This is a genomic window from Rhodococcus sp. CH91 (assembly GCF_022554085.1).
Lineage (GTDB): Bacteria > Actinomycetota > Actinomycetes > Mycobacteriales > Mycobacteriaceae > Rhodococcus.
Genome location: NZ_JAKFYR010000010.1, coordinates 38,247 through 54,728 on the forward strand (window position 1 = coordinate 38,247; position 16,482 = coordinate 54,728).

Below are 16,482 nucleotides of genomic sequence, written 5' to 3' on the forward strand. Positions count from 1 at the left end.
CGAACCGTAGATGTCGTTGCCACCCATGGTGGTCGGGTCCGCGCGGTACTGTCGAAGTGTGCAGCGACGAATCATGGGTATCGAGACGGAGTTCGGCGTCACGTGTACCTTCCACGGGCATCGTCGGTTGAGTCCCGACGAGGTGGCCCGCTATCTGTTCCGTCGGGTGGTGTCCTGGGGGCGCAGCTCCAACGTGTTCCTGCGCAACGGGGCGCGGCTGTATCTCGATGTGGGATCGCATCCGGAATACGCCACCGCCGAGTGCGACGACCTGCTCCAACTCGTCGAACACGACCATGCCGGGGAGCGGGTCCTCGAGGAACTGCTCGTCGATGCCGAACAGCGGCTCGCCGAGGAGGGGATCGGCGGCGACATCTTCCTGTTCAAGAACAACACCGATTCGGCGGGTAATTCCTACGGCTGCCACGAGAACTATCTCGTCGCCCGCGTCGGGGAGTTCTCCCGCATCTCCGATGTGCTGCTGCCCTTCCTGGTGACCCGGCAGCTGATCTGCGGCGCCGGGAAGGTGCTGCAGACCCCGAAGGCGGCGACCTTCTGCCTGTCCCAGCGCGCCGAGCACATCTGGGAAGGGGTGTCCTCGGCGACGACCCGGTCCCGGCCGATCATCAACACCCGCGACGAGCCGCACGCCGACGCGGAGAAGTACCGGCGGCTGCACGTGATCGTCGGGGATTCGAACATGTCCGAGACCACCACGATGCTCAAGGTCGGCTCGGCGTCGTTGGTGCTCGAGATGATCGAGGCCGGGGTGCCCTTCCGGGATTTCGCGCTCGACAATCCGATCCGGGCGATCCGCGAGGTCTCCCACGACCTGACGGGCCGGCGCCCGGTGCGCCTGGCCGGGGGCCGGCAGGCCAGCGCCCTCGACATCCAGCGCGAATATCATGCGCGGGCGGTGGACTATCTGCAGCACCGCGAACCCGATCCGCATGTGACGCAGGTGGTGGATCTGTGGGGGCGGGTGCTCGACGCGGTCGAATCGCAGGATTTCGCGAAGGTCGATACCGAGATCGACTGGGTGATCAAACGCAAGCTGTTCCAGCGCTATCAGGACCGCTACGCGATGGAGTTGTCGGATCCGAAGATCGCCCAGCTGGATCTGGCCTATCACGACATCAAACGGGGTCGGGGGGTGTTCGACCTGCTGCAACGCAAGGGTCTGGCCGCCCGCGTCACCGACGACGAGTCCGTCGACGCCGCGGTGGACACCCCGCCGCAGACCACCCGCGCGAAACTGCGCGGTGATTTCATCGCCGCGGCGCAGGCCGCGGGCCGGGACTTCACCGTCGACTGGGTGCATCTCAAGCTCAACGATCAGGCGCAGCGCACGGTGCTGTGCAAGGACCCCTTCCGGTCGGTGGACGAACGCGTCGAACGGTTGATCGCCTCGATGTGACGACCGGTGGCCGGGGATCCCGGTCGGCGGCGACCTGTGCGGTGGCGGGACGGTTCGGGCACTAGGGTTGGCCCGTGGCGATCTCGAAAGTCGAACGGCTGGTGAATCTGGTCATCGCGCTGCTGTCCACCCGACAGTTCGTGACCGCGGAGAAGATCCGTGCCTCGGTGGCCGGCTATTCGGAGTGCGCGAGCGACGAGGCGTTCAGCCGCATGTTCGAGCGGGACAAGAACGAACTGCGGGATCTGGGGGTGCCGCTCGAGACGGGCAGGCCGTCGCGGTCGTCGACGGTGGAGGGTTATCGCATCAACCGCGACGCCTACGAGCTGCCGGAGATCGATCTGACCCGGGAGGAGACCGCCGCGGTCGCGGTGGCCGCCGCGCTGTGGGAGTCCCCGGAGTTGACCTCCGCGGCGCAGGGCGCGCTGCTGAAACTGCGGGCCGCCGGGATCCGGGTCGACGCCGACGCCGGTGGGGTGGTGGCGCCGTTGCCGCCGCGGGCCCGCGGGTCCGAACCGGCACTGACGGCCTTGCTCGCGGCGATCGATGCGCGGCGGGCGGTGCGGTTCACCCACCGCAGTTCCCCCACCGAACCGTGGGCGACCCGCACGGTCGAACCGTGGGGGGTGGTCACCGTGCACGGCCGCTGGTATCTGGTCGGCCACGATCGGGACCGCGACGCGGTGCGCACCTTCCGGCTCTCCCGGATCGGTGACGATGTGACCGCGATCGGTGCGGCCGGGGCGGTGCACATCCCGCAGGAGGTGGATCTGCGGGCGCGGGTGCTGGCCGCGACCTCCCCGGCGGAGGTGACCGGTTCGGCGCAGGTGTGGGTGGCCGACGGGCGGGCCTGGGAGTTGCGCCGGCTCGGCCGTCCCGGCGTGGCGCGGCGGGTCGCCGGCCGGGACGGGGTGGTGCTCGAGGTGCCGGTGCGGTCCTGGGAGTGGATCGCGCGGATCGTCGCCGGGCAGGGCGCCGACGCGCTGGTGCTGGCCCCGGCGGAGTTGCGGGCCGAGGTGCAGCGCATCCTGACGCGGGCGGCGGCCGAGACGGGGGAGGAGAGTCGATGAGTACACGATTGTCGGCGCGGCTGGGGCGGCTGCTGAATCTGGTGCCCTATTTCCTGGCGCATCCGGGGATCAGTGCCGCGGAGGCGGCGCGGGATCTGGGGGTGACCCCCAAGCAGGTGATGGACGATCTGAACCAGCTGTGGGTGTGCGGGCTGCCCGGATACGGCCCCGGTGATCTGATCGACCTGTCGTTCTCCGAGGACAGCATCGTGGTGACCTTCACCGCGGGCATCGACCGGCCGCTGCGGTTGACCTCCACCGAGGCCACCGCGCTGCTGGTGGCGTTGCGGTCGCTGCAGGAGATGCCCGGGGTGGTCGATCCGTCGGCGGCGCAGTCGGCGATCGCGAAGATCGAGGCGGCCGCCGGCACCGCCGCCGCCGCGGACACCCCCGACCCCGGCACCGACGCCGGGGATGGTGCGGAGCGGGCCGGGGTGGGCAGTGGCGTCGCCGACAGTGGGGTCGCCGAGGCGGCGGAGCTGCCCGGTGACGACAGCGCCGCCGGGCGGGTGCGGGCAGCGCTGCGCGAGGGCCGCGCAGTGCACCTGACCTACTATTCGGCCTCACGCGACACCGTCTCCGAACGGGTCGTCGACCCGATCCGCATCGTGCTCATCGACGAGCACGCCTATCTGCAGGCCTGGTGCCGCAGCGCCGAGGGGGTGCGGTTGTTCCGATTCGACCGCATCGACGCCGCCCGGGTGCTCGACGAGGCCGCCCGGCCCCCGCACCGGGCCCTCGACGACGACGATCATCTCGAACTGTTCGAGGGCGACCCGTCACTGCCGGCGGCGCGGCTGCGCATCGCCCCGGACTACACCTGGCTGCTCGACTACTATCCGCTCACCGATGTGCGCCTGTTGCCGGAGGGGGGCTGCGAGGCGTTGATGCGCTACGCCTCCCCGGACTGGATGGCGCGGCTGCTCGTCGGGCTCGGCGCCGGCGTGCAGGTGCTCGACCCGCCCGCGCTGCGCACCGCGGTGCGCGCCCGGGCCGCCGCGGCGCTGGCGGCCTACACCGAACTCGACCGGCCGGACCCGGACGCGGGGGCCACGCCGGGCACGTGACGATCGCCGGGTTTGTGAAACATCGGTGTGAATGCTCGGAGAATTGTGAATGGATCCGCCCACACGAGCCCCCGGGCCGTGCTCGGGGTCCGGTACATTGGTCGGAGCCGATCAGTGGAGGTTGTAAATGGGTGCAATGAGCCCCTGGCACTGGGCCATCGTGGCGCTGGTGGTCGTGATTCTCTTCGGTTCGAAGAAGCTGCCCGACGCCGCCCGCGGTCTCGGACGGTCGCTCCGGATCTTCAAGAGCGAGGTCAAGGAGATGCAGAACGACGACGCTCGGGCCGCTGCGCCGCAGCCGGCACCGAATCCGTTGCCGTCCGCGCAGCCGACCGCCGATCCCGCCGCGCAGAACACGCACACCGAACCGCGGTCTGCCTGACCGTCGTTTCATCCTGCCGGGGCTCCCATCGGGTGTCCCGGCGTTCCGCTGACCCCGGCACCGCATGCGCCGGTGGTCTCGACAGGAGCTGAGAACCGCACCGTGCGCATCCCGTTCGATCCGCGCCGCAGCCGGCGCAAGACCAATCCCGACGGCACCATGTCGCTGGTCGAGCACCTCTACGAATTGCGCACGCGTCTGCTGATCGCTCTCGCCGCGGTCGTCCTCACCACCATCCTCGGGTTCGTCTGGTACGGCCGCAGCCTGTTCGGTCTCGACAGTCTCGGGGAGATCCTGCGCGGACCGTACTGCGACCTTCCACCGTCCGCGCGCGCCGATCTGAGCACCGACGGGGCGTGCCGGCTGCTCGCCACCGGCCCCTTCGAACAGTTCATGCTGCGCCTGAAGGTCGCCGCGACCGCCGGGGTGGTGCTCGCGTGCCCGGTCTGGCTGTACCAGATCTGGGCGTTCGTCACTCCGGGGCTGTACCGGAAGGAACGCCGCTACGCGGTCGCCTTCGTCACCTCCGGCGCGACCTTGTTCGTCGCCGGGGCGGTGCTCGCCTATCTGGTGATCTCCCACGCCCTGTCGTTCCTGCTCACCGTCGGCAACGACGTGCAGGTCACCGCCCTGTCCGGCGCCGAATACTTCGGGTTCCTGCTGAACCTGCTGATCATCTTCGGGGTGTCCTTCGAGATCCCGCTGGTGATCGTCGCGCTCAACGCGGTCGGGGTGCTGCCCTACGAGAAGCTCACGGCGTGGCGGCGCGGACTGATCATGGCGGTGTTCGTCTTCGCGGCGATCGCCACCCCCGGCCAGGATCCGTTCTCGATGCTGGCGTTGGCGTTGGCGTTGACCCTGCTCGTGGAATTCGCCATCCAGGTGGCGCGGCTGACCGACCGGCACCGGGCCCGCCGCGCCCGCGCCGAGGGCTGGGCCGATCTCGACGACGACGAGGGCTCGACGATCACGGCACCGACCCCGGTCGATCCGGCCGCCCCCACCCGCACCGACTACTCCGACACCCTGTGACCGGCGATCCTGTGACCGGTGACGCCGTCTCCGGCACCGATCCGCACGTGCCGGGCGCGCAGCTGACGGCCTTCGCCGACGGGCTCGCTTTCCCGCTCGACGCCTTCCAGATCGAGGCGTGCCGGGCCCTCGAGGGTGGACATTCGGTGCTGGTCTGCGCGCCCACCGGCGCCGGGAAGACCGTCGTCGGGGAGTTCGCGGTGTTCCTGGCCCTGCAGGCCGGCACGAAATGCTTCTACACCACCCCGATCAAGGCGCTGAGCAACCAGAAGTACCACGACCTGTGTGCCCGGCACGGCAAGGATGCGGTCGGTCTGCTCACCGGCGACCAGTCGATCAATTCGGACGCCCCGGTGGTGGTGATGACCACCGAGGTGCTGCGCAACATGATCTACGCGTCGTCCACCGCCCTGATCGGCCTCACCCATGTGGTGATGGACGAGGTGCACTTCCTCGCCGACCGGTTCCGCGGGGCGGTGTGGGAAGAGGTGATCCTGCACCTGCCGGAGGACGTGCGGCTGGCGAGCCTGTCGGCGACGGTGTCCAACGCCGAGGAGTTCGGCGACTGGATGACCACCGTGCGCGGTGATACCACCGTCGTCGTCGACGAGGTGCGGCCCATCCCGCTGCACCAGCACATGATGGTCGGCTCTCGCATCTACGACCTGTTCGATCGCCGCGCCGATCCGCAGACCGCCCCGGCCCGGCGGCGCCGCGACATCGTCGTCAACCCGGAGTTGGTGGCGGCGGTGCGGCAGCGGCAGAGCCTGGCCGGGATGGACCGCTGGTCCGAACGCGGCCCGCGTTTCCGGCCGCCGCCCCGCCCGGAGGTGATCACCCGCCTCGACCGCGACGGTCTGCTGCCGGCGATCACCTTCGTGTTCAGCCGCGCCGGGTGCGACGCCGCGGTGCAGCAGTGCCTGCGGTCGGGACTGCACCTGACCGACGAGCGGGAGGCCGCGGAGATCGGCCGGATCGTCGACGAGCACACCCGGGATCTGCCGCGCGCCGACCTCGAGGTTCTCGGGTACGCCTCGTGGCGCACCGCCCTCGAACGGGGTATCGCCGCTCATCACGCCGGGATGCTGCCGGCCTTCCGGCACACCGTCGAGGAGTTGTTCGTGCGAGGGCTGGTGCGGGCGGTCTTCGCCACCGAAACCCTTGCCCTGGGCATCAACATGCCCGCCCGCACCGTGGTGCTCGAGAAACTCGTCAAATTCAACGGCGACACGCACGCCGAGCTGACCCCCGGCGAGTACACGCAGCTCACCGGCCGCGCCGGGCGTCGCGGTATCGACGTCGAGGGGCATGCGGTGGTGCTGTGGCAGCCCGGGCTCGAACCGGCGACCGTGGCCGGGCTCGCCTCCACCCGCACCTTCCCGCTGCGCAGTTCGTTCCGGCCGTCCTACAACATGGCGGTCAATCTCATCGACGCGGTCGGGGTGCAGCGGTCGCGGGCGCTGCTCGAGATGTCCTTCGCCCAGTTCCAGGCCGACAAGTCGGTGGTCGGTCTCAAACGCGGCATCGATCGCAACGAGGCCACCCTGGCACAGTTGCGCGACCAGCTCGGCGGGGAGGGCAGCGAGATCCTCGACTATCTGCGCTTGCGCGCCGAGCTGACCGACGCCGAACGCGAGCACGAGCGGCGCGGCCGGCAGGACCGGCGGGCGGAGGCGGTCGCCTCGCTGGTGGCCTTGCGGCGCGGCGACATCGTCGCGGTCCCGGCCGGGAAGCACCGGGGGCTGGCGGTGGTCGTCCTCCCGGACACCGACGCCGGTGACCCGCGCCCGCAGGTCGTCACCGCCGATGCCTGGTCGGGGCGGCTCTCGGCCGGGGATTTCCCGGCGCCGGCGACGGTGCTGGGCCGGTTGCGGTTGCCGCGGCACGTCGATCACCGCACCGGCCGGGGCCGCCGCGACATCGCGTCGGCGTTGCGGTCGAAGGGACTGGTGCCGCCGCGGCGCCCGAAACGCGCCCGAGCCAAGGGCGATACCCGCGAGATCGACGCGGTGCGGCGGCAGCTGAAGAATCATCCGGCGCGCACCCATCCCGACCTCGACTCGCTCGCCCGCATCGGGGAGCGCTATCACCGGCTGCTGCGCGAAACCCAGCAGCAACGCCGCAAGGCCGCCGCCGCGACCGATTCGCTGGCGCGGACCTTCGAGCGCATCGTCGCGCTGCTCACCGAACGCGGTTATCTCACCGGCGGGGACGATCCGGCGACCACGGAGGCGGGGGAGCGGCTCGCGCGGATCTACACCGAATCGGATCTGCTCGTCGCCGAATGTGTGCGGTGCCGCGCGTGGGTGGGATTGTCGGCGCCGGAACTGGCGGCGGTCGCCTCGGCGGTGATCTACGAGTCGCGGACCGACGAACCGGTCACCGTGGTCGGCCCGACCGGCCCGATCCGGCACGCGCTCGCCGAGACCACCCGGCTGTGCGACGGGTTGCGGGCCGACGAGATCCGGCATCGGCTGCCCCCGACCCGCGAACCCGATCTGGGGTTCGTCACCGCCGCCTACACCTGGGCGAGTACCGCCTCGCTGACCGAGGCGCTGGTCGCCGCCGAGGCGGCCGGTAAGGAATTGTCGCCCGGCGATTTCGTGCGCTGGTGCCGGCAGTTGATCGACCTGCTCGACCAGATCCGCACGTGTGCGGACGATCCGGAGCTGGCGCGCACCGCCGGCAAGGCGGTGGGGGCGATCCGGCGCGGTGTCGTCGCTGTCGATCCCAGCGCGGAATGAGTGCCCCGGCGGTGGCACGGGTGGATGTTCGCCGGTGCCAGCGGGCGCTACCGTAGTGGCACACAACGGGAAGGGTGAGTGGAGACGACGATGACCGGGCCGAACGAACCGCAGGACGCGCAGGGGCAGACACCGCCGGAACCGAAGGATCCGTGGGCGCCCACCCCTGCCCCCGGTGGCGGTGAGCAGCCGGGATCGTCGTGGTCCGCCCCGCACAGCGGGCAGCAGTGGGCGCCGGGCGCCGCCGCCGGGTGGGGTCCGCCGCCGGCCGGAGAGTCTGCGCCCGCGGGATGGGGTGCCGGCCCCGGGGAGGCCCAGCCGAATCCGTGGGCCGCACCGGCCGGCGCGTCGAACCAGCCGAGCTGGGCGGCGCCGGCTCCCCAGCATCCCGGTACCCCCCAGCATCCCGGTCCCCCCCAGCATCCGGGCCCGCAGCCGCATCCGGGCCCGCAGGGATGGGGTGCCCCGGCGCCCGGCTGGGGGCAGCAACCTTCCGGCGGACCGCAATCCTGGGGTGCTCCCGGACAGCCGCACCCCGCCCCGGGGTGGGGTGCTCACCAGCCGGGTGGTCCGCAGAACTGGGGTGCGCCGGCGAACGGTTGGCAGCAGCCCGGCCCGGCGCCACAGCAGAACGGCAGGTCGAAGCTGCCGTGGATCCTCGGTGGGGTCGGTGTGGTGGTCGTGCTCGCGATCGTCGGGATCCTCGCGGCGACCGTTTTCGGCGACAAGGTCCTCGACGACGCGGCCACCGAGGCCGGTATCGCGAAGGTGCTCACCGAGTCGTACGGGGCGGGGCAGGTCGGCGACGTGCAGTGCCCGAGTGATCAGGCCGTCGAGGCCGGTCACCGGTTCACCTGCGAGGCCACCGTGGACGGGCAGTTCCGGGAAGTGACCGTCACCGTCACCGACGACAACGGCACCTACGAGGTCGGCCGCCCCAACTGACCGAGTCGGTTCAGCGGTCGGCCAGGGCCGCGACCAGCGCGGACACCGGCCGCTCCAGCCCCCACCGCTGCGCCAGCGCGGTGAGCTGCTCCGGATCGGCCGGTTCCGTCGGCAACACGTCGGAGCGGGACAGATCCACGTCGGCGTCGGTGGCCACCCGCACCACCGGCAGCGCCGCATCCAGATAGTCCGCGGCCGCGGCGAGTTTCACCCGCATGCCCTGGGCCAGCGACGTCGACTCGTCGAGTGCCGCGGCCCGCACCGCCTCGAGCGAGCCGTACTGCTGCAGCAGTCCCGAGGCGGTCTTCTCGCCGACGCCCTTGACGCCGGGCAACCCGTCGGACGGGTCGCCGCGCAGCACCGCCAGCTCGGCGTAGGCGGCGCCGGCCCGCTCGGCCGGCACCCCGTAGCGTTCGGCGACCAGCGCCGGATCGAACAGTTCGGCCCTGGCCAGGCCACGACCGGCGTAGAGCACCCGCACCGGCACCGGCGTGTCGGTGACCACCTGCAACAGGTCGCGGTCGCCGCTGACCACGATCACCGGGTCGGTGGTCTCGCGGGCGGCGAGGGTGCCGAGCACGTCGTCGGCTTCGAACCCGGCGGCGCCGCCGGTGGCGATCCCGGCCGCGGCGAGCACTTCGAGGATCAGCGGCACCTGCGGCAGCAGCGCGGGCGGCACCTCCTCGACGGTGCCGTCGGAGCCGGCAGCGACGCGATGCGCCTTGTAGCTCGGCACCGCCGCGACCCGGAAGGCCGGGCGCCAGTCCAGATCCAGGCACACCACCAGCCGGGTGGGGCGGTGGGTGCGGATGAGGGAGGCGACCATGTCCACGAAGCCGCGCACCGCGTTGACCGGGCTGCCGTCGGGGGCGGTGACCTTCTCCGGGATGGCGTGGAAGGCCCGGAACCACAGGCTCGCGCCGTCGAGCAGCATCAATGTGGGGTCCGGTGCGGGTGTGGAGTTCTCCGGTGCGGTCACGGACCACATCCTGCCATCCGGTCGCGGCCACTAGGCTCGGATGCATGACCACTGCCGCCACTCGATTCCCCGCCGACCGTTACGCGGCCCGCCTGGCGCGCGCCGCCGAACTCGGTGCCGCCGCCGGTTTCGGCGCGCTGCTCATCACCCCCGGACCGGACCTGCGGTATCTGACCGGGTCGCGCGCCGAATCGTTCGAACGCCTGACGTGCCTGGTGATCCCCACCGACGGCTCCGGCGCCTCCGTGGTGGTGCCGCGGCTGGAGCTGGCGTCGCTCGAGGAGTCCGCCATCGGTGAACTGGGGCTGCCGGTGCGGGACTGGGTGGACGGTCAGGACCCCTACGCGCTCGTGCGCGAACTCGTCGCGACCGCGGGGACGTTCGCGGTGGCCGAGGCGATGCCGGCGCTGCACCTGGTGCCGCTGACCGCCCGGTTCGGCGCCGCTCCGGCGCTCGCGACGTCGGTGATCCGGCAGCTGCGGATGGTCAAGGACGCCGACGAGGTCGCGGCGTTGCGGCGCGCCGGTGCCGCCATCGACCGGGTGCATGCCCGCATGGGCGAATGGCTGCGGCCCGGGCGCACCGAAGCCCAGGTGGCCGCGGACATCACCGCGGCGATCCTCGAGGAGGGCCACACGGAGGCGGCATTCGTCATCGTCGGTTCCGGCCCGCACGGCGCCGACCCGCACCACGAGGTGTCCGACCGGGTCATCGAATCCGGCGACATCGTCGTCATCGACATCGGTGGTCCCGTCGAACCGGGCTACTACTCGGATTCGACCCGCACCTACAGCATCGGCGAACCGAACCCGGAGATCGCGACGAAGATCGCGGTGCTCGAGAAGGCCCAGCAGACCGCCGTCGACGCGGTGCGGCCCGGGGTGCGCGCCGAGGACGTCGACGCCGCCGCCCGCAATCTGCTCGCCGCCGCCGGCTACGGGGAGGCGTTCGTGCACCGCACCGGGCACGGCATCGGCCTGTCAGTGCACGAGGAGCCGTACATCGTCTCCGGCAACGACGACATCCTGCAGCCCGGCATGGCGTTCAGCATCGAACCGGGCATCTACTTCCGCGGCGAGTGGGGTGCGCGGATCGAGGACATCGTCGTCGTCACCGAGGACGGCTGCGAGTCGATGAACCTGCGCCCGCACGGATTGACGGTGCTGCCGGGCTGACACCCGGCGGCGTGTCCGGTCACGAGGCCGCGGCGGGACTTCTCAGATCGGCGAGGAAGACGTCGATGCTCGGGGAGCGGTCACCGTCCCTCCCGCAGACAGGAGAACCCCGCCACTGCATCCCGGAGATCGAACCGGGACACTGGCCGCATGAACCACACCGCACAGGGAACCGTCGTCATCTTCGGGGGACGCAGCGAGATCGGCGTCGAGGTCGCCACCCGGCTCGCCGCGGGCCGCACCGTGATCCTCGCCGCGCGTCGCGCCGACGACCTGGTCGACGAGTGCGCCGCCGTGCGGGCGGCAGGGGCGACGGCGGTGCAAACGGTCGAGTTCGACGCCGACGCGATCCACACCCACCCGGCGGTGCTCGACCGGATCGCCGCCTTCGGGCCGATCGATGTGGCGGTGCTGGCCTTCGGGATCCTCGGCGACCAGACCCGCGCGGAAACCGATGCGGCCCATGCAGTCTCGATCGTGCACATCGACTATCTCGCGCAGGTCGCGCTGCTCACCGACCTGGCACAGCGGCTGCGCGCCCAGCGGTCCGGGCGGCTGGTGGTGTTCTCCTCGGTCGCCGGGTGGCGGGTGCGCCGCGCCAACTACGTCTACGGCTCGGCGAAGGCCGGCCTCGACGGGTTCGCGTCCGGGCTGGCCGACGCGTTGCACGGCAGCGGGGTGTCGCTGCTGCTGGTGCGTCCGGGTTTCGTGATCGGGCGGATGACAGCCGGGATGACCCCGGCGCCGTTGTCGAGCACCCCCACGCAGGTCGCCGAGGCGACGGTGCGGGCGTTGCGCCGCGGCCGCGGTGAGGTGTGGGTGCCGGCGGTGCTGCGGCCGGTGTTCTTCGGGATGCGGTTGCTGCCGCGGGCGGCCTGGCGGCGGCTGCCGCGGTAACGGGCCGCCTCGCTGCGCGTTGTATTCGCAGAGCTTGGCCCGTGGTGTTCATTAGGCAGACCCGATCAGGATCCCGTCCATGAGGCGACGATCGTGCTGTTCGGGTCCGCTATACGAAACCGGCATGCAGGACGGTTGAACGGGACGGGTCGGACGGTCGGCTTGCCAGAACACGATTGAGTGCCGGGCCGTTTCGGGGTGTCCTGTTTGAGGATCGGTCCACAAAATTGATCTTGTTCCGAAAACGAACGTATATGAAACATCCGTGGCGGATTCGGACGATGTGACCTTCAGGAAGAGATGGCCGGAGATCTTCGTTGAAATGTGGCATTGAGCCAGAGGCCACCGGCCGCTGTTGACCGATGAGTGCACCCCTGCACCCGGTAATGTCCAGATCGGGTTCGGATTCGGACAACTCGTAGAGGCCGTATCGAAGGAGACGTAAAGAAGTGCAGCCACGACGTCGCGGGTGAAGGCTCTGGCAGCAGTAGCCGTCTGCGGTGTTGTGGCTGCTGCGGCGATCGGAGTGTGGAAGACCGGATCGAGGGACACTCCGGCCGCGGCCGCGGCGCGCAGTCACCATGCGGCGAGTACGCCATCCAGCCCGACCTCAGCCCCGGAATCGTCTATCGAGAATCCGCCCGATCCCGCTGGTACGTCGGAGCGTTTGACGACCGTCGTGCAACGCGCCGCGGAGTTGTTGCGGGTCAACGGCGCCGCATGGGGGCCGCAGGTCGCCACCGGGACCGAACTGTCCATCGGCGAAGCACTTGCGCAAGCCAGTTCGGTACCTGGGGACGCCACGATCGCGGAAATGGAATGGCTACGCCAGGCGGATCGGGACGGGATGTACGACGACCCGAATCGCCCTCTCGACAGGCTGGTTCAGCACCTCGAGGCGACCACGATCACCGACGCTGACCTCGCCAAGCATCTGGGACCGAACTGGCCGACCATCGTCGAGACATTCACCACCGTCGCGGCGATCGGGTTCGACAACTACGTCGCCCAGGTGCGCCGGTCCCCGCCGATGCGCATCGCCGATGCCCTCGATATCCGTGCGCAGTTGCAGGAGCAGGCTGCCGCAACCGGACTGCGGGAGCAGTGGGCTCGTTCCCAGGACCTGGTCGCCGCCTACTTCGAGCGGTGCATCACCGAGTCGTTGAGCAGGCGCGATCTCACGGATCCTCTGGACGAGTACATCCGGGACTGGTCGCTTGCGCAGGCGCTGGCCCACGATGCGGTCGCAGCAGCGTTCTTCGCAGAGGGAGCCGGTGCCGATGAGGACCAGGTCGAAACACTGGCGCGGGGTCTGCAGATCGTCCAGGCACCGGAGAGAGTCGATCGAGACGGTTCGCTGACCCGGACGGTGCAACCGGGGGAGAACCTGTCTCCCGAAGACGCCGAACTGCTCGACGCGGAAGAGCCCTTCCTCGAAGATGAATGACCCTGCCCGAGCGCACGGCATGGACGATGCCGGCTGCGCTCAGTGGTACAGGTGGTCGATGTGGTCGGTGAGTTCCCCGATCGGCGCGACGACCTCCCCTGTGTATCGTCCCCACACAGCTCGTCCGTCGACGATTCTGGGTGTCAGATGCCGGCCGTCGGGCAACGTGGGCCATTGCAGCCATTCGTCGACGTCCTGGAAGTAGGACGCGATCTCGACCGTGGTTGCGACGTCCTCCACTGCGCTGGAGATACCGAAACCTCCGTGCCCCGCGCCCCCGACGACGAGAGAGCACACCAACCCCGGCACGGGGACGACCTCGAGTCGGATGTCGATGCGCCACACCCCGGGATCGAACGTGTTCATCGCCTCGAAACGCAGCGTGTCCCGGGAGATCCGGGCGAACGCGGAGACGAGTACGTCCCGAATATGATCGGTGGGTTCGAAGGTGAACTCGATGTCCCACCGCGAACCGATCTCCGGACCGGGTATGCGCATGCTGCGACATTATTCGATGCTCGTTCCGGAAGGTGGACGGAGAGCATCGGTGTCCACCGGCTGCCGGGACCGCGACTCTTCTAGGCTGACGAGGTGTCCGACAGGCGTGGCGAATACCGATTGGCATTGCTGTGGTGGAGTGCCTTTTCCGGGATCCTCGTCTGCGCAAAGAAAGGGGCGTTTTCCTGTGACCTGACCGAGCCACACGCCTGACTTGCACAAGTTGAGGAGGATTCCCGGATTCTCCGAGCGTTTCCGCTGGTAGCGGGATCGCGGGTTGTCGATTTAGGGCACTAAGGGATCGGCTGCATTTCTACACGATCTTCCGACCCGATTGCCTCGCGCTGTGGGCCAGGGCTTGCTGAGCCAACGGGTGGGCCACGAGCTGGTCGATTGCGGTCGAGGCACGCATCCACGCCTCGACCTCGCCGGAGAAGCGGCCGACGAGAACTCGACAGTCTTCGATGATGCTGGCCGGACTGTGACGGAGTTGAATGCCCTGAGCCTGACCGGGCTGAGGAAAACCGAATACCACGCTCTCGCAATGGTTGACGCGGTTTCGCGCCCAGTTCAGTCGCTGGCATCTCTTCTGCGCCTGGGCCATCGTCCATATCGCTGTGGATGGTTGTCGAGCGCCGTTGAAGCACCCGTCCAGGGCCGGTGTCCACAACGTCGCTTCGTGGTCGACATCGCGTGGTGCTCGGAGCAGCGCGGTCCAGAAACCGAGCATCAGTGCGGCCACCACTTTGCCTGCGGGTGGGCGAGGGACAAGTCGAGCAGCGGGCTTTCGCCGTGGAGGGTTCAGTGTGTCGTACGCTTCGCGGACTTTCTTCTGTGCGTCCTGGGACAATCCTGCGCCGGTGGCGTTGTCGAACCAGCGGTCCCCGTATGCGGCTTTGAGCGCTACGTGCATCTGTTGCCGCAGCACCAGTTCGACGATGCGAAGGTGTCCGTGAATGTGCGAGGCCAGGCGCGCATCGAGTAGATACAACTCCAGCGCCGGCCCCTCGTGGCCCTGGCATGCTCTACGGAACGGTTTGAGGCGAGAACCGGCCGTGACCGCGATCAGAGCAGCTTGCTGCGTCGGCGTGGGTTGTTCGAGCACGGGCCAGACGCTACACTGAGTGCCATATTCCCGGCTTGGACCGGGTTTTCGAAGCCGTCGTCGCCCGTCAGGGAACGGCGGTTTCTTTTTTCTCGCCTCGGATCTCTTCTTTCGTCGGGCAATCAGGACACCAGACCAACCCGGACCTATTCACAGGGGTCACGCCATCGGCACCACGATCAGATCAACTCAACGTACAGCACCCGCGAGCGTGGCTATCGCGGCCCGTGACCGAGTCAGTGGCGGCGGGATTCGAGCAGCCGCAGCCAGATCTCGCTGATGGTGGGATAGGACGGCACCGCATGCCACAGTCGTTCGAGTGGTACCTGTCCGACGAGGGCGATCGTCGCGGCGTGTACGAGTTCGGCGACCTCCGAGCCGACGAAGGTGGCACCGACGAGGGTGTCGGTGGCACGGTCGACGACCAGCGCGGCGTGCCCGGTGAAGTCGTCGCGGGCCAGGGCGGCGCCGGCGACATCGATGTCGGCCTCGAGCACGTCGACGTCGAGACCGTCGGCGCGGGCCTGGGCGGCGGTACGGCCGACCGCGGCGATCTCCGGGACGGTGAAGATCACCTGTGGGACCTGTCCGTGATCGGCGCTCGCCTTGTAGCGCGGTCCGTCGGTGGGGCGGTGCTCGGCGCGGGCGGCGATCACGTCCCCGCACACCCGCGCCTGATATTTGCCCATGTGGGTCAGGGCGGTGCGGCCGGTGAGGTCACCGACGGCGTAGAGCCACTGCCCGTCCGTCCCGGCGACGGTCAGGTCGTCGCCGACCGTCACTTTCCCGTCGGAGAGGCCGACGCTGTCCAGGCCGAGACCGTCCACGGCGGGACGGCGGCCGGCAGCGACGACGAGCTCGTCGACCTCCACGACGTCACCGTCGGACAGGGTGACGCCGGCGGGACCGCCGTGGATGCAGCCGACACCGGTGTCCTGCACGTCGGGGCGTTGCACCGAGCGGATCTCGGTGCGATAGCGCACCTCGACACCCTTGTGGGCCATGCGGTCGGCGACCCGTGCGGCGGCGAACGCCTCGACGCGGGGCAGCAGCCGGTCCCCGCGCACCACGACGATCACCTCCTCGGCGCCGAGTTGCCGCAGCCAGGTGGCGGCCTCGCAGGCGACGACACCGCCGCCGACGAGCAGCACCCGGCGGGGGACCTCGAGCAGGTTCGTCGCATCGCGGGAGGTCCACGGCAGCGCGGCACGCAGACCGGGCAGATCCGGCACCGTCGGCAGGCTGCCGGTGGCCAGGACCACGGCGTGGCGGGCGCGCAGCCGGCGTTCACCGTCGCGGCCGGTGACGACGACGGTGCGCTCCCCGGCCAGGCGGCCGTGCCCGCGCACCACATCGATCCCGCTCGACCGGGCCCACTGCACCTGGGAGCTGTCGTCACGGCCGTGGGTGAAGCCGTCGCGGCGGGCGAGCACCGCCGGCACCTCGACGCCGTGGGCGCTGATCTTGTCGGCGACGCCGGGCATGTGCCGGGCGGTGGCGAGCACCTGGGTGGGCCGCAGCAACGCCTTGCTGGGCATGCACGCCCAGTAGGAACATTCCCCGCCGACGAGTTCGTGTTCGACGAGCACGGCGGTGCGGTCACTGCCGGCGATGGCGTACTGGGCGGCGTTCTCCCCGGCCGGTCCGGCACCGAGCACGATCACGTCGTAACTGTCCGAATCTGCCGTCGCCGCGGTCATCCGTCCACGGTAGGGGGCGCACCG

General features: G+C 69.9%; 14 protein-coding genes. 10 read left to right on the forward strand and 4 right to left on the reverse strand.

What is annotated here, in order from left to right:
* Window positions 1-58 precede the first annotated feature (58 nt).
* The 7 genes from pafA (at window position 59) to MOM01_RS18095 (ending at window position 8,657) form a co-directional block, all read left to right on the forward strand.
* Window positions 59-1,417 carry a Pup--protein ligase gene (gene pafA, locus MOM01_RS18065; RefSeq protein ID WP_241386822.1) on the forward strand — a complete coding sequence of 453 codons (1,359 nt, stop codon included), beginning with the start codon at window positions 59-61 and terminating at the stop codon, window positions 1,415-1,417.
* Between the two features lie 74 nt (window positions 1,418-1,491).
* On the forward strand, window positions 1,492-2,487 hold the full coding sequence (locus MOM01_RS18070) for a helix-turn-helix transcriptional regulator (RefSeq protein ID WP_241386823.1): 996 nt from the start codon (window positions 1,492-1,494) through the stop codon (window positions 2,485-2,487).
* Window positions 2,484-3,554 carry a helix-turn-helix transcriptional regulator gene (locus MOM01_RS18075; RefSeq protein WP_241386824.1) on the forward strand — a complete coding sequence of 357 codons (1,071 nt, stop codon included), beginning with the start codon at window positions 2,484-2,486 and terminating at the stop codon, window positions 3,552-3,554. Before MOM01_RS18070 ends, MOM01_RS18075 begins: the two co-directional genes overlap by 4 nt.
* A gap of 127 nt (window positions 3,555-3,681) precedes the next feature.
* Window positions 3,682-3,936, forward strand: a complete 255-nt coding sequence (tatA, locus tag MOM01_RS18080) for a Sec-independent protein translocase subunit TatA (RefSeq protein WP_241386825.1) — start codon at window positions 3,682-3,684, stop codon at window positions 3,934-3,936.
* A 102-nt stretch (window positions 3,937-4,038) separates the two neighbouring features.
* Window positions 4,039-4,968, forward strand: a complete 930-nt coding sequence (gene tatC, locus MOM01_RS18085; RefSeq protein ID WP_241386826.1) for a twin-arginine translocase subunit TatC — start codon at window positions 4,039-4,041, stop codon at window positions 4,966-4,968.
* Window positions 4,965-7,712 (forward strand): DEAD/DEAH box helicase, encoded by a 2,748-nt coding sequence (locus MOM01_RS18090; RefSeq protein WP_374112325.1) that lies wholly within the window; start codon window positions 4,965-4,967, stop codon window positions 7,710-7,712. Before tatC ends, MOM01_RS18090 begins: the two co-directional genes overlap by 4 nt.
* A 90-nt stretch (window positions 7,713-7,802) precedes the next feature.
* Entirely contained in the window at window positions 7,803-8,657 is an 855-nt protein-coding gene (locus tag MOM01_RS18095; RefSeq protein WP_241386827.1) for a DUF4333 domain-containing protein, read from the forward strand.
* Window positions 8,658-8,667: 10 nt separating this feature from the next.
* Here MOM01_RS18095 and MOM01_RS18100 read toward each other — a convergent pair whose 3' ends face one another.
* Entirely contained in the window at window positions 8,668-9,645 is a 978-nt protein-coding gene (locus tag MOM01_RS18100; protein ID WP_241386828.1) for a 5'-3' exonuclease, read from the reverse strand.
* Between the two features lie 35 nt (window positions 9,646-9,680).
* Here MOM01_RS18100 and MOM01_RS18105 point away from each other — a divergent pair, with 35 nt between their 5' ends.
* From MOM01_RS18105 to MOM01_RS18115, 3 genes are all read left to right on the forward strand, one after another.
* Window positions 9,681-10,811: a M24 family metallopeptidase gene (locus tag MOM01_RS18105; RefSeq protein WP_241386829.1), complete on the forward strand. Its 1,131-nt coding sequence runs from the start codon at window positions 9,681-9,683 to the stop codon at window positions 10,809-10,811.
* A gap of 150 nt (window positions 10,812-10,961) precedes the next feature.
* Window positions 10,962-11,708: an SDR family NAD(P)-dependent oxidoreductase gene (locus tag MOM01_RS18110; protein WP_241386830.1), complete on the forward strand. Its 747-nt coding sequence runs from the start codon at window positions 10,962-10,964 to the stop codon at window positions 11,706-11,708.
* A gap of 667 nt (window positions 11,709-12,375) precedes the next feature.
* Entirely contained in the window at window positions 12,376-13,155 is a 780-nt protein-coding gene (locus tag MOM01_RS18115) for a hypothetical protein (RefSeq protein WP_241386831.1), read from the forward strand.
* A gap of 39 nt (window positions 13,156-13,194) precedes the next feature.
* Here MOM01_RS18115 and MOM01_RS18120 read toward each other — a convergent pair whose 3' ends face one another.
* The 3 genes from MOM01_RS18120 to MOM01_RS18130 all read right to left on the reverse strand — a co-directional run bounded on the left by MOM01_RS18120 (window position 13,195) and on the right by MOM01_RS18130 (window position 16,458).
* A complete protein-coding gene (locus MOM01_RS18120; RefSeq protein ID WP_241386832.1) occupies window positions 13,195-13,653 on the reverse strand; it encodes a hypothetical protein in 459 nt (152 codons plus the stop codon).
* Between the two features lie 313 nt (window positions 13,654-13,966).
* The gene (locus MOM01_RS18125) at window positions 13,967-14,758 is read right to left on the reverse strand and encodes a hypothetical protein (RefSeq protein ID WP_241386833.1); all 792 of its coding nucleotides are present in this window, start codon (window positions 14,756-14,758) and stop codon (window positions 13,967-13,969) included.
* Window positions 14,759-14,994: 236 nt separating this feature from the next.
* Window positions 14,995-16,458: a dihydrolipoyl dehydrogenase family protein gene (locus MOM01_RS18130; protein WP_241386834.1), complete on the reverse strand. Its 1,464-nt coding sequence runs from the start codon at window positions 16,456-16,458 to the stop codon at window positions 14,995-14,997.
* Between the last annotated feature and the right edge of the window lie 24 nt (window positions 16,459-16,482).

What these genes read in the sequence shown, in the direction of transcription:
- MOM01_RS18075 (WP_241386824.1), top strand. Translation starts at nt 2,484, where the DNA reads ATGAGTACACGATTGTCGGCGCGGCTGGGGCGGCTGCTGAATCTGGTG.
- tatA (WP_241386825.1), top strand. Translation starts at nt 3,682, where the DNA reads ATGGGTGCAATGAGCCCCTGGCACTGGGCCATCGTGGCGCTGGTGGTC.
- MOM01_RS18095 (WP_241386827.1), top strand. Translation starts at nt 7,803, where the DNA reads ATGACCGGGCCGAACGAACCGCAGGACGCGCAGGGGCAGACACCGCCG.
- MOM01_RS18100 (WP_241386828.1), bottom strand. Translation starts at nt 9,645, where the DNA reads ATGTGGTCCGTGACCGCACCGGAGAACTCCACACCCGCACCGGACCCC.
- MOM01_RS18105 (WP_241386829.1), top strand. Translation starts at nt 9,681, where the DNA reads ATGACCACTGCCGCCACTCGATTCCCCGCCGACCGTTACGCGGCCCGC.
- MOM01_RS18110 (WP_241386830.1), top strand. Translation starts at nt 10,962, where the DNA reads ATGAACCACACCGCACAGGGAACCGTCGTCATCTTCGGGGGACGCAGC.
- MOM01_RS18120 (WP_241386832.1), bottom strand. Translation starts at nt 13,653, where the DNA reads ATGCGCATACCCGGTCCGGAGATCGGTTCGCGGTGGGACATCGAGTTC.
- MOM01_RS18130 (WP_241386834.1), bottom strand. Translation starts at nt 16,458, where the DNA reads ATGACCGCGGCGACGGCAGATTCGGACAGTTACGACGTGATCGTGCTC.